The organism is Pseudomonas sp. 22082, from assembly GCF_052046055.1.
Lineage (GTDB): Bacteria > Pseudomonadota > Gammaproteobacteria > Pseudomonadales > Pseudomonadaceae > Aquipseudomonas > Aquipseudomonas pharyngis.
Window position 1 is genome coordinate 1 of the sequence record NZ_JBQEQB010000024.1, and the last position, 12516, is coordinate 12516.

General features: G+C 61.7%; 11 protein-coding genes. 4 read left to right on the plus strand and 7 right to left on the minus strand.

Annotated features, from left to right (window positions below; all coding sequences use genetic code 11):
• Window positions 1-674 precede the first annotated feature (674 nt).
• Window positions 675-1034, plus strand: coding sequence for a DUF6124 family protein (locus tag ACTJK9_RS24105; RefSeq protein WP_085612895.1), 360 nt, complete (start codon window positions 675-677; stop codon window positions 1032-1034).
• Between the two features lie 572 nt (window positions 1035-1606).
• Here the strand turns inward: ACTJK9_RS24105 and ACTJK9_RS24110 are convergent.
• The 3 genes from ACTJK9_RS24110 to inhA all read right to left on the minus strand — a co-directional run bounded on the left by ACTJK9_RS24110 (window position 1607) and on the right by inhA (window position 4919).
• Window positions 1607-3172: a methyl-accepting chemotaxis protein gene (locus ACTJK9_RS24110; protein WP_440816752.1), complete on the minus strand. Its 1566-nt coding sequence runs from the start codon at window positions 3170-3172 to the stop codon at window positions 1607-1609.
• Window positions 3173-3274: 102 nt separating this feature from the next.
• Window positions 3275-4066 (minus strand): lysostaphin resistance A-like protein, encoded by a 792-nt coding sequence (locus ACTJK9_RS24115; protein WP_440816755.1) that lies wholly within the window; start codon window positions 4064-4066, stop codon window positions 3275-3277.
• A 166-nt stretch (window positions 4067-4232) separates the two neighbouring features.
• On the minus strand, window positions 4233-4919 hold the full coding sequence (gene inhA, locus ACTJK9_RS24120; protein ID WP_085612892.1) for an isonitrile hydratase: 687 nt from the start codon (window positions 4917-4919) through the stop codon (window positions 4233-4235).
• Between the two features lie 87 nt (window positions 4920-5006).
• Between inhA and ACTJK9_RS24125 the strand changes: the two genes are divergently transcribed.
• Window positions 5007-5990 carry a GlxA family transcriptional regulator gene (locus ACTJK9_RS24125; protein ID WP_440816759.1) on the plus strand — a complete coding sequence of 328 codons (984 nt, stop codon included), beginning with the start codon at window positions 5007-5009 and terminating at the stop codon, window positions 5988-5990.
• On the opposite strand, the gene ACTJK9_RS24130 is transcribed toward ACTJK9_RS24125, so the two are convergent.
• The 4 genes from ACTJK9_RS24130 to ACTJK9_RS24145 all read right to left on the minus strand — a co-directional run bounded on the left by ACTJK9_RS24130 (window position 5959) and on the right by ACTJK9_RS24145 (window position 10190).
• Window positions 5959-6858: an alpha/beta fold hydrolase gene (locus tag ACTJK9_RS24130; protein WP_440816762.1), complete on the minus strand. Its 900-nt coding sequence runs from the start codon at window positions 6856-6858 to the stop codon at window positions 5959-5961. The genes ACTJK9_RS24125 and ACTJK9_RS24130 overlap by 32 nt on opposite strands.
• Before the next feature lie 11 nt (window positions 6859-6869).
• Window positions 6870-7259, minus strand: a complete 390-nt coding sequence (locus ACTJK9_RS24135) for a hypothetical protein (RefSeq protein WP_440816764.1) — start codon at window positions 7257-7259, stop codon at window positions 6870-6872.
• A gap of 308 nt (window positions 7260-7567) precedes the next feature.
• Entirely contained in the window at window positions 7568-9397 is a 1830-nt protein-coding gene (locus ACTJK9_RS24140) for a glycoside hydrolase family 15 protein (protein ID WP_440816767.1), read from the minus strand.
• Window positions 9390-10190 carry a glucose 1-dehydrogenase gene (locus ACTJK9_RS24145; RefSeq protein WP_440816770.1) on the minus strand — a complete coding sequence of 267 codons (801 nt, stop codon included), beginning with the start codon at window positions 10188-10190 and terminating at the stop codon, window positions 9390-9392. The genes ACTJK9_RS24140 and ACTJK9_RS24145 overlap by 8 nt, the downstream gene beginning before the upstream one ends.
• A gap of 208 nt (window positions 10191-10398) precedes the next feature.
• Between ACTJK9_RS24145 and ACTJK9_RS24150 the strand changes: the two genes are divergently transcribed.
• Window positions 10399-11571, plus strand: a complete 1173-nt coding sequence (locus ACTJK9_RS24150) for an MFS transporter (RefSeq protein ID WP_085612879.1) — start codon at window positions 10399-10401, stop codon at window positions 11569-11571.
• Window positions 11572-11649: 78 nt separating this feature from the next.
• Window positions 11650-12384, plus strand: a complete 735-nt coding sequence (locus ACTJK9_RS24155; protein WP_440816773.1) for a thioesterase II family protein — start codon at window positions 11650-11652, stop codon at window positions 12382-12384.
• Window positions 12385-12516: the final 132 nt, after the last annotated feature.

Consider the following 12516-nt stretch of genomic DNA (forward strand, 5'->3'; position numbering starts at 1 on the left):
CTTCGCCAAACGGTCGCTGCGCTCCCACCCCCGGATAAATCCCTCCACTCAGCCTTCCGACGTCGCCCGAAGATCAGAAGCGGTGCTCGAGCTAACGCTCATCGTTTTGAGTGGTGAGAAGCGGATACGAACTGCTTTCGTTTTCTGTGGGAGCCAGCCTGCTGGCGATGGCGGCCTACGAGCCGACCAGTTTCCTGCAGACTGCATGCGATCCCTGTGGGAGCGAGCTTGGTCCGGGCGGCGATCCGACGAAAGCGGTCTGCCAGAGCACAGCAAAGGAACAGTCAAACATCCGGCTTTTTGGCGCATAAACGTAATTCTGCAAGCGCGTTTAAAGTACACGAACCGTTACGCCATAAGGGCTACGACTCCTTGCGTCGTTGCCTACGCGTACGCCAGAATCCGCCGGCTTACGCGGCTTGGAGAGGGCTATATCGTTTCCCTGTCACTCAAAAGTGACTGGGTTTGGTAGCCCGATTCGAGTTGTGGTTATTGCGACACCTTCAATGCTGTCTCTTTTCTGAGGTGCAGCTTTGTATGGTGGGCATGCGTGGGGCTCATTCGTGAGCGCCGGGTTTCCCAATTCGACCGGTCTACCAACCCGCGCATGGCCGCCACCCGCCGTTTGGTAGCGAGGGTGATGGCTCCCATTTTTTCGAATTGGAGTTTTATCCATGTTCAAAGCCACACCAAATCCACCAGTAACCGATCCAACCTCCAACGACCCCGAGCTCGAGTCCAAAAAGACAAAAGAAGCCGCCGATCGCGCACTCGACTATTACCTCGGCCCCGAAATCCCGAAGTACTTCCCGCCCAAGTCCCGCCCCATCTACATGGTCGATCCCACGCTCGATGACGAAACACTGCTTGTCGAAGCCAGCGAGTCATTGTCGTCAGCCAACGCCATGGCCGGGAATATCGCCAACTCGGTAAAAGGCCCGGAACGCAAACCGCTGCTGGCGCTGCAACAGCTGATCATGTTGAACGAGTTGCTGGTGAATCGACTGCTGGACAAGCTGCGTTTGCCGCAGTAACCGCCAACTCTGACGTCGTACGTTTTAGCGGGTAATAAAAAGCCCGGACGCCTTCTCGCTCCGGGCTTTCAAAATCACGGGATTGATCCTCCTCAACAATCGGGAGGCAGCCTGCCAGAGATCACAAATTTATCGAACGCCTTCTGCCCATCACGCGCCGCTCGCTGCACATCAAGGAATGTCAGTTCACCCCGGACTTCCTTTCTCACAGGTTTGTCGGTCGTCAGCATCGGAGTCTGCGTAGGAGGTTTTTTCATGCTGGCTAGCCCGTGTGAATAGGTTTGAACGACAAAGTAGAGCCGGGCTTCAACGCGTGCCAGTCAGTTGGGTCTGATTCAGTTGTAGGCACTGTCCGCGCTTTTTGAATGAGATTTTCGCCGGCAGACTGGGCCTCTTCGCGGGCAAGCCCGCTCCCACAATGATGGTGGTGTTGCGAAATTTTGTGGCCAATGCGAAACCCTGTGGGAGTGGGCTTGCCCACGAAGAGGGCGGTGCTGGCTACGTCCATTTCAGACAGGCAATAAAAAACCCGGAAGCTCTCGCTATCCGGGTTTTTTGTATTGCCATTTCAATCAGCGGTTAAACCGCTCCACCAACGAATATTGCGTGTTGGCAGTCTTCGTCAGCTCTTCACTCAGCAACGCCGAGTTGTGCGCCTGTTCCGAGGTCTGGTCCGCCAGTTCCGAGATGTTGCTGATGTTGCGGCTGATTTCTTCAGCCACTGCACTTTGCTCCTCGGTCGCGGCGGCGATCTGGGTGGTCATGTCGGTGATGTTGGCCACCGCTTCGCTGATGCCCACCAGGGCCTGGTCCGCTTCCAGAACCCGTGCCACACCTTCTTCCGCCTGGCGATGGCCGGCTTCCATGGTTTGTACGGCGCTGGACGCAGTCTGTTGCAACTTGGCGATCAGGGCATGAATCTGCCCGGTGGATTCGCTGGTGCGTTGCGCCAGTTGGCGGACTTCGTCGGCGACCACGGCAAAACCACGGCCCATCTCGCCGGCACGCGCGGCTTCAATGGCAGCGTTCAGTGCGAGCAGGTTGGTCTGGTCGGCGATGCCTTTGATCACGTCGACCACGCCGCCGATTTCGTCGCTGTCCTTGGCCAGTTGGGTGACGGTCAGGCCGGTTTCACCGACCACGACCGACAGGCGCTGGATGGCTTCGCGGGTTTCGCCGGCGATGTCGCGGCCGCGACCGGTCAGGCGGTTGGCTTCCTGGGTGGCGTCGGCGGTGCGCTGGACGTGGCTCGCCACTTCTTGCGTGGTGGCGGCCATCTGGTTGACGGCGGTGGCGACCTGTTCGGTTTCCACGCGCTGACGTTCCAGACCGCTGGAGCTGTTGTGCGCCAGGGCGTCGGACTGTTTGGCCTGATCGGTCAGGTGCTCGGCGGTGTCCTGCAGACGGGTCAGGCAGGTTTTCAGGCGCGCTTCCTGGCTGAGGATCGACATTTCCAGACGCGCTTGGGCGCCACGGCTGTCGGTGTACATCTGTGCGATCAACGGGTCGGAGGTGGTCTGCTCGGCCAGACGCAGCAGGCGCTTGAGCCCGCGCTGTTGCCATTGCAGGCCCAGCAGGCCCAGCGGCACCGACAGACCGGCGGCGAGGGCGAAGCCCCACTGCGAGTTCAGGGTGGCGCCGATCATGAAGCTCAGCTGGCTGACCAGAATGAACGGCAGCCAGTCCTGCACAATCGGCAGCCATTTGTCGCTCGAAGGAATCGCCGACTTGCCCTGGTTGATGCGTTGGTAGAGCGCTTCGGCACGGCGGATCTGTTCGGCGGTGGGTTTGACCCGCACCGACTCGTAACCGACCATCTGATTGCCATCGAACACCGGCGTTACATAGGCGTTCACCCAGTAATGATCACCGGTCTTGCAGCGATTCTTGACAATGCCCATCCATGGCAAGCCTTGTTTCAGTGTGCCCCACATGTGCGAAAACACCGCCGCCGGCACGTCGGGGTGACGAACCAGGTTGTGCGGCGCACGGATCAGTTCCTCACGCGAGAACCCGCTGATTTCGACGAAAGCGTCGTTGCAGTAGGTGATCACGCCTTTGGCGTCGGTTGTGGAAATCAACCGTTGCTGAGCCGGGAAAGTCCGTTCGCGTTGTGTAATGGGCTGGTTGTTACGCATGGTTTTTCAATCCGCAAGGCTTTGAAAGGTTGTCGGCGGTATCGGTCATTTATTGAAATTTTTTTTCATTTATATGTACGGCGTCGCAAAACCGACCTTGCTTCAACCCGCGAGCATCGGATAGGTGAACAGGCCGAAATGCAGCAGGTTCAGGCCAAAGTGCGTGGCGATAGCCGCACCGAGCCCGCCAAAACGGTAGGCCAGACCATAGCCGACACCCGCCAGGCTCGCCAGCAACACCCAGTGCCAGCCGGCGCCCACATGCACCAGGCCGAACAGCAGGGACGCCAGCAGCAGCGCGAGATTTTCGCCGTAGGGCAGGTGTTTGAAACGCCGGCTCAGGCCGCCCTGGATATAGCCGCGAAACAGCGCTTCTTCGACCAGCGTCACCAGCAGCAGATTGTTCAGCACCCAAAGCCACGCCTGATCCGGCCATTTCGGTGCCCAGGTGATCATGCCCAGCAACACCGCACCGCCCAGCGCCAGAATCACGCTCAACGTCAGTGCCAGCGCTGTCGCATACACCGTCAAGCGCAACGAGCGCCGCGCGACGATCCACGGGCAGACCAGCAGCAGCCAGAAACCAATCAGCGGTTTGTCGAGATTCAGGTGCATCGAGAACGGCACAGCGTTGTCGGTGAAGCGCTGGGGCTCGATGGCCCGGCCGTTGTAGAAGCCCGGCAGCCAGTGCAGGGCCAGCGCCAGGGCCAGCACGATAAACAGGCCATGGCCGAGATAACGCCCGACCGGCACGGTTTGCTGGCGCACGGCGTAACCGGCGAAAACCAGCAGTGCAATGGAGATCAGCGCCAGCCAGCCGAGCTGGCCGAAACTCGACGCCAATCCGTAACCAAGGCTGAGAAGCCCGAGATAGAGCCATGGCAGAGCTGTCATGGAAAGTCCTTGTGCACGATTTGTGGACAGGCTTTCTACACGGGTGGGGGCTACGGGACAAGTGAAGGTGTGACGGGATGTGGGGACAACGCGTGAATCCGAATTCATACACAAACCCAATGTGGGAGCAAGCCCGCTCCCACAGGGTTTTGTTTTTGGCTGGAGATCAGCGCAGATTGAGCTTCGCCGCGGCGCGCTCGGTGATTTCCCGGCGCAGTTTCAGCGACGGTGCTGCACGGTTGCGCGCCTCATCGACAACCGCACTCGGCGCCGTGTCCGGGCTGCCCGAATCAAACGGCGGCGCCGGCGCATATTCCAGCTGCAACTGCACCAGTTGCGCCGTATCGACACCGACCAGCTCTTGCGCCAGGGTCAGGGCAAAATCGATCCCCGCGGTGATGCCGCCCCCGGTAAACAGATTGCCGTCGCGCACCACCCGATCCTTCACCGGGATTGCGCCCAGTGTCGGCAGCAGATCGTGATAAGCCCAGTGCGTGGTCGCCCGTTTGCCCTGCAACAGGCCCGCCGCCCCGAGCACCAGCGAACCCGTACACACCGACGTCACGTACCGCGCCTGCGCCGCTTGCGCCTTGATAAAGGCCAGCGTCTGCTCATCCTCCATCAACGGCCCGACGCCTGCGCCGCCGGGTACGCAGATTACGTCCAGAGCCGGGCAATCCTCGAAGGTGGTGGTCGGTTTCAGCACCAGCCCGGTGCTGGCGGTGACCGGCACCAGATCCTTCCAGACCAGATGCACCTGCACGTCCGGCAACGAGGCCAGCACGTCGTACGGGCCGGTCAGGTCGAGTTGCTGCACCTGGGGAAACAACAGAAAACCGATCTGCAACGCCATGATTCTTCTCCGTGAAAAGGGTGGACGGCTTCACTGTAGGCGCGTAGGTTTTGGCGCATACGCCAATCAGCCCACGAATTACGCCAAATGCCGAAAACCATCCACGTCCTCGCGTTCGCCAATGTGCAATTGCTCGATGTCACCGGGCCGTTGCAGGTCTTCGCCTCGGCTAACGATATCGCCCGTCAGCAGGGTTTGCCTGCGCCATATGCGCCAACGGTGATTGCCAGCGGTGGCGGGGCGGTCAACTCTTCCGCCGGGTTGGCGATGCTGGCCGAGCCGCTGCCGAAACTGCCCAGCGATACGCTGATCATTGCCGGCGGCTGGGGCGTTTACGCCGCTGCCGAAGACGCCGAGTTGGTGAGTTGGGTGCGTGAACATGCGAGCGGCTGCCGGCGTGTGGCTTCGGTCTGCACTGGCGCCTTTCTGCTGGCGGCCAGCGGCTGGCTCGACGGTCGCCGGGTCGTCACCCACTGGACCCGCTGCGAGCAACTGGCGCAGCAGCACCCGCAATTGCAGGTCGAACCCAATCCGATCTTCATCAACGACGGCCCGGTCTGGACCTCGGCGGGTGTCACCGCCGGCATCGACCTGGCGCTGGCCATGGTCGAAGACGACCTCGGTCGCGACATGGCTCTGGACGTTGCCCGGCAACTGGTAGTCTTTCTCAAGCGCCCGGGCGGGCAGTCGCAATTCAGCGTGACGCTGTCGCTGCAAAAACAGGGCAACCGCTTCGATGATCTGCACGCGTGGATCGCCGAACATCTGACCTGCGACTTGGGCATCCCGACCCTCGCCGAACAGGCCGGCATGAGCGAACGCAGCTTCGTGCGCCACTACCGCGCCGACACCGGCCAGACCCCGGCCCGAGCCATCGAACTGATCCGCGTCGAAACCGCCCGTCGTTTGTTGAGCGATACCGGGTTGCCGATCAAACGGGTCGCGGCCAATTGTGGATTTGGCAGTGAAGAGACTTTAAGACGCAGTTTTCTGCGGGCCATGGGTGTGACGCCGCAGGCGTATCGGGAGCGGTTTTCGGTCAGTGCTGCAGCAGATCCAGTAATGCCTTGAGCGTTTCGCCCGGCGCTTCCTCGGGAATGTTATGCCCGACACCCGCCAGCACCCGCCGCTCATAAGGCCCGGTGAAGTGGTGCGCATCTTCATCGTCCGCCGGCGCCGGGCCGACGCCATCATCCGCACCGCACAGCGAAATCGTCGGCACGCTGATCTCCGGTTGTTTTTCCAACGCCTGCTCCATCCACTCCAGCGCCGGATCGCCCGGCGCATACATGAAGCGATGGCGATAAGAGTGAATCACCACCTCGACAAAATCCGGGTTGGCGAACGCCGCTGCGCTCAGCGGAAAACGCTCGGCGTTCCGCGCCCAGGTCGGTGACCACAATTGCCACAGCAACTCGCACAGCGCCCGGCGATTCTGCGTCAGCCCTTCAACGCCACGGGGCGTGTGGAAGTAATACTGATACCAGAAGCGATGCTCGGTCTCGGGATCAAGCGGCCGGACCGAATTCGGAATGTCTTGCAGGTTGTAGCCGTCGCCCGTCACCAAACCGCGCACACGCTCGGGGAACAGCGCCGCCACAATGCACGCCGCCCGACCGCCCCAGTCGTAACCGCACAGCGTCGCTTGCTCGATCCCCAGCGCATCCATCAATTCCAGCAGATCCTGAGCCAGCGCCGCTTGCTGGCCGGAACGCAGCGTGTCCGGGTTGTTGAAACGGGTCGGGCCGTAACCGCGCAGGTACGGCACGATCACCCGGTAGCCCTTGGCAGCGAGGGGCGGGGCGATTTCGTCGTAGGCGCGGGGGGAGTAGGGGAAGCCGTGGAGGAGGATGACCGGCGTGCCGTTTTCCGGGCCGTGATGCTCATAGCCGATGGTCAGGCTTGGGGTCTGGCTGAATCGGATTTCGGCACGGGTCATGGAAAGTCTCCTTACACCTCGGCTTCTGCCACCTGATTGAAATACTTGCTGCGATCCGGGGTAAACGTCACCACCATCTTGGTCCGCGAGCAGGTCATGACTCGCTCTGCACCCAGATCAATATCCAGATCTTCCCCACGCAACCCCTGCCACTGGGCGAGGTATTTCAGTGATCCGTATTTTTCATTCTTCTTCAGGCTGCGACTGACCCCGCCTTTCCAGCCGAGTACCGGCAGTTCATCGGCACGACAGCGTTGGGCGAGGTCGGGGAAGCGGGTGGCGCGCTGGCGGCCGATTTCCCAGCATTTGATCAGGCCCTTGTCGGTGGCTTCCCACAGTTCGTCGCGCTTCAGGCCGGTGCGCAGTGGGGTATCGATCTGGCGGTGGATGCGTTGGCTCATTCTGGTTCCTTGAATCGGGTTTTTATTGGACAGCTCCGCTGTGCCCGTTGCGGTGGATGGTAGGGGGGGATGTAACAGCTGGCAACAAGGTATTTCGGGGTGTAAGTGCGAGTTGCGGGCCAAGCGTTACACGGGGTTGGCAGGTTGTTGTAGGTCGTGCCATCAACAAGTTGTATCGAAAGGAATCGATTGTGTGGGCAAGCCCTTGTAGTGAAAGGCTCAGGGGTGTTTGCCGTTCGTAGGTGGCCATCCTACAAACGGCGGTTGGAGTGGAGATCTTTCTTACAGGCTCTATCGAAAAAGGACGACTACGGCTGCCAGTAATTCTTCTCCCCACTCAACTTGCGATCGAGAAAACTCGCCGCGCTGATCAGCGCCAGATGGGTCAACGCCTGGGGCGTGTTGCCCAGATGCCGGCCGCGGTTGTCGAATTCCTCGGCGTACAACCCCAGCGGATTGGCGTAGCGCAGCAGTTGCTCGAATTCCAGGTGGGCCTTTTCCACTTGCCCGGCGCGGGCCAGGCATTCCACGTACCAGAACGAGCACGCGGCGAAGGCGCCTTCAGTGCCGGACAAACCGTCGATGCCGGCATCGTCGTTGCGATAGCGATAAACCATGCCGTCACGCACCAGATGTTTCTCGATGGCTTCCAGCGTCGCCAGCCATTTCGGATCCTTGGCGCTGACGAAGCGCACCAGCGGCATCAGCAGCATGGAGCCATCCAGTGCGGTGCCGCCCTGGTATTGCACGAAGTGTCCGCGCTCTTCGTTCCAGAAGTTGTCCCAGATGTCGGCATGGATGGCCTGACGGGTCTGGTCCCAGCGGGCGAAGGGCGCCGGCAGCGAGCGTTTTGAGGCCAGACGGATCGCCCGGTCCAGCGCCACCCAGCACATCAGCCGTGAGTGCAGGAAGTGATGTTGCTCACCACGCATTTCCCAGATGCCTACGTCCTTGGTCTGCCAGGTCTCACAGACCTGATCGACCACTTCCGTCACGTGTTGCCAGCCTTCGTGGGAAATCGCGTCGCCGTACTTGTTGACCAGATAAACGGCGTCCATCAGTTCGCCAAAGATATCCAGTTGAATCTGGTCGTACGCGCCATTGCCGATGCGCACCGGTTTGGCACCGCCATGCCCGGCCAAATGCGTGAGTTCGGTTTCCGGCAGTTCCTGGCGGCCGTCGATGGCGTAGAGGATGTTCAGCTTCATCGATGACTGGCCGCAGCAGTCGCTGACCCGCCCGCGCAGCCAGCGCATGTAGGCGTTGGCTTCGTCGACAAACCCCAGGCGCATGAAGGCGTAGACGGTGAACGAGGCGTCGCGGATCCAGGTGTAGCGATAGTCCCAGTTGCGTTCGCCGCCGGGTGTTTCCGGCAGACCGAAGGTGGCGGCGGCGAGGATTGCGCCGTGCTGGCGCGAGGTCAGCAGCTTCAGGGCCAGGGCCGAGCGATTGACCATTTCCCGCCAGCGACCGCGATAGTTGGACTGGCCGATCCAGTCGCGCCAGAACTTCAGCGTGCGTTCGATGCACAGCTGCGCGGCGCCTTCGGCAAAGCGCGGATCGTCGCTGGCGCCGAGCATGAACGCCGCCGTCTGATCCTGCTTGAGGGTGAATTGCGCAGCCGCCGCATTGTTATCGACGTTCAGGGCTTGATCCGAGGCCAGCCGCAGTGTCGGCTGCCCGCTGGCGCTGAACAGCACATCCTGTTTATCGATGACGGTGCGGGTCTCAGCGCGGGCGTAGTCATGCCGCACTGCGCAGCGCAGGTGAAACGTCGCCTGCCCGCTGACCACCCGCACCCGGCGCATCAACAGCGGCAAGGCATCGTCGTTGTCGCCGATGGGCAGCAGATCGGTGATTTCCACCACGGCGTGGTCGCTGAGCCAGCGGGTTTGCAGGACGTTGGTGTCCGGCAGGTAGATCTGCTCGCGCCGGGCATCGGGCAGGTCCGGGGCGAGTTGGAAAATCCCCGCGTCGGGCGTGTCCAGCAGCGAGCAGAAGATCGACGGGCTGTCGAACTCCGGCCAGCAGAAGAAATCCACGCTGCCCTTGTCATTGACCAGCGCGGCGCTGCGCAGGTCGCCAATGATGCCGTGGGCGTCGATGGGGCTTTGTCGTTCGGATTGATGCTCAGCCATTACCACGGAACTCCGGATAGAGGCTCATGCCGCCGTCGATGAACAGGGTGGTGCCGACGATGTAGTCGGAGGCATCGGAGGCGAGAAACACCACCGCGTTGGCCACGTCCTCGACATCGCCGATGCGACCGTAGGGGATGAGTTTGAGCAGGTCCTGCGCGGCGTCGCCTTCGGTGGCGTCTTTATTGATGGCCGTGCGAATCGCCCCCGGCGCGATGCCGTTGATGCGGATGCGCTGGTGGCTGACTTCCTGGGCCAGGGTCTGCATCAACTGATCGACGCCGCCCTTGGACGCTGCGTAATTGACGTGCCCGGCCCAAGGGATGCGCTGGTGCACCGAACTCATGTGGATGATCTTGCCGGCAGCCCGGGAGACGCCTTCGCGCACGCCCTGGCGATTGAAGATCCGCAGCGCGGCACGGGCGCAGAGGAACTGGCCGGTGAGGTTGACGCCGATCACCGCGTTCCAGTCGGCCAGCGACAGATCCACCGCCGCCGCGTCTTTTTGCAGGCCGGAATTGGCCACCAGAATGTCCAGTGTGCCGAAGGCGTCGAGGGTCTGCTGGAACAGCCGCTCAACGTCTTCCTCCTTCGAAACGTCGGCGCCAATGGCGATGGCCTGGCCACCGTCGGCGACGATCTGCCGGGCCAGCGCTTCGGCGGGCTCGGCCTGACGGTTGTAGTTGATGACCACGGCAGCACCGGCGTCGGCCAGGGCTTTGGCGGCACCGTGGCCGATGCCGGAACTGGCGCCGGTGACAAGAGCCACTTGGCGGGCGAGGGAAATCTGCATGCAGGGTCGCGCCTTGGGTTGAGGGCTTACTTAGCTGACTGATGGGCGGCGGCGAGAGTTCATCCGCGTACATGAAATCATCGACAGCTTTATGCTGCAGCGATTGGCCCTGCACGCCACAGGGACTTCACACTCCACCAACAATTGCGCGCTTCCCCGGCTGTCAGGCTTTGTGGCAACTTGGCCGCCCCTGATGAGGCTGCATCCGATGGCAAACCCTTACCGCGAACTGTTCAACGCCCCCGGTGCCCGGGCTTTTGTGATGGCGGCGATGATCGCGCGCATGCCGATTTCCATGACCGGTATCGGTGTGATCACCATGCTCTCGCAATTGACCGGCGGCTACGCATTGGCGGGTGGGGTGGCGGCGACGTTTGCGCTGGCCACGGCGTTTTGCGCGCCGCAGGTGTCACGGTTGGTGGACCGTTTCGGCCAGGGGCGGGTGCTGCCGGTGGCGGCGCTGATCGGCGGAGGCGCGCTGTTGATGTTGCTATTGTGTACCCGTTTGCAGGCGCCGACCTGGACGCTGTTTGTCTGCGCCGCACTGGCCGGTTGCATGCCGAGCATGTCGGCGATGGCGCGGGCGCGCTGGACCGAAATCTATCGCGGCCAGCCGCAATTGCAGACCGCGTATGCGCTGGAGTCGGTGCTCGACGAAGTCTGCTTCATCGTCGGCCCGCCGTTGTCGGTGGGCTTGTGCGTCGGCGTGTTCCCTGAGGCCGGACCGTTGGCGGCGTTGTTGATGCTGGCCATCGGCGTTACGGCGTTCGTCGCCCAGCGCAGCACCGAGCCGCCGGTGCATCCGCACGAATCGCAGCATCAAGGCTCGATCATTCGTTCGACCGACGTGCAGTGGCTGCTGGCGTTGATGCTTGCCATGGGCGTGATCGTCGGCGTGGTGGATGTGGTCAGCGTCGCGTTCGCCCAGCAGCAGGGCCAGCCGGCGGCGGCAAGCATCGTGCTCTCGGTGTACGCCATCGGTTCCTGTCTGGCCGGTATCGCCTTCGGCGCGATGCGCTCGAAACTGCCGTTGTCCAGGTTGTTTCTGTATGGCGGGATCGCGACGGCGGTGACCACTTTGCCGTTGTTGCTGGCGAACAACATTTTCGGGTTGGCTGTCGCGGTGTTCATCGCCGGGCTGTTCTTCTCGCCGACCCTGATCGTGGCGATGGCGTTGATCGAGCGCATCGTGCCGCCGGCCAAACTCACCGAAGGCCTGACCTGGCTGGTGACCGGTTTGAGCATCGGCGTGGCCATCGGCGCCGCCGGTTCCGGCGCACTGGTGGATGCGTTCGGTGCGCGCAGCGGCTTCTGGCTGGCGATTGCCGCCGGGGCGGTGGTGCTGGGCTCGGCGGTGCAGAGTTTCCGCCACTTGAAATGACTGGATAGACGCGCGCGGGCTAATTTCTGCAGGGCCGCCTTCGTTCTTTTATACAGACAACTTTTCGAGGTAAGCCGGGTGACTCAGCTGACATTGCTGTGCCTTCCTTATTCGGGCGCCAGTGCCATGGTCTACAGCCGCTGGCGCCGCAAATTGCCGCAGTGGCTGACGCTACAGCCGGTAGAGCTACCGGGTCGCGGCGCACGTTTTGGCGAAGCGCTGCAAACCGACATGCGGGCGCTGGCCCGTCAGTTGGCCAGCGAACTGCAAACGACCCTGCGTGCGCCTTATGCCATTTTCGGCCACAGCCTTGGCGCGCTGCTGGCCTGCGAACTGGCCCATGCCTTGCGCGCTCTGGGGTTGCCGGAGCCGGTTGCGCTGTTCGCCTCCGGCACGGCGGCGCCGACGCTGCGCAGTGAATATGACCGCGGCTTTGCCGAACCGAAAAGCGATGCCGAACTGATCGAGCAGTTACGCACCTTGAATGGCACCAGCGAGGAAATTCTCGCCAATGCCGAATTGATGAGCCTGACCCTGCCGGTGCTGCGTGCCGACTTTCTGTTGTGCGGACGTTTTCAGCGGATTCAGCGTCCGCTGCTCAAATGCCCGGTGCATGTGCTGGGTGGTACGACCGACCGCGCGACCACCGAGCAATTGATCGGCTGGAGCAAGGAAACCCTCGGCAGTTTCTCCGTGGACATGCTTGCTGGCGGTCATTTCTTCATCCATGAACACGAGGCCAAGGTGCTGAAGGTCATCAAGGATCAGCTCGACGTACACCATCGCCGGCACTCAATACCCGCCATTGCCTGAACAACGGGAAACCCTGTGTGAGCGAGCTGATCGCGCCCACAGGGTTTCCTGTCCGTCTGAAAATTCCCGCCTGCTTCCCTCCTGATAGTTCTTCTCATTCGCTAATTTTTCCGATGTGCATTCGTTTTATAG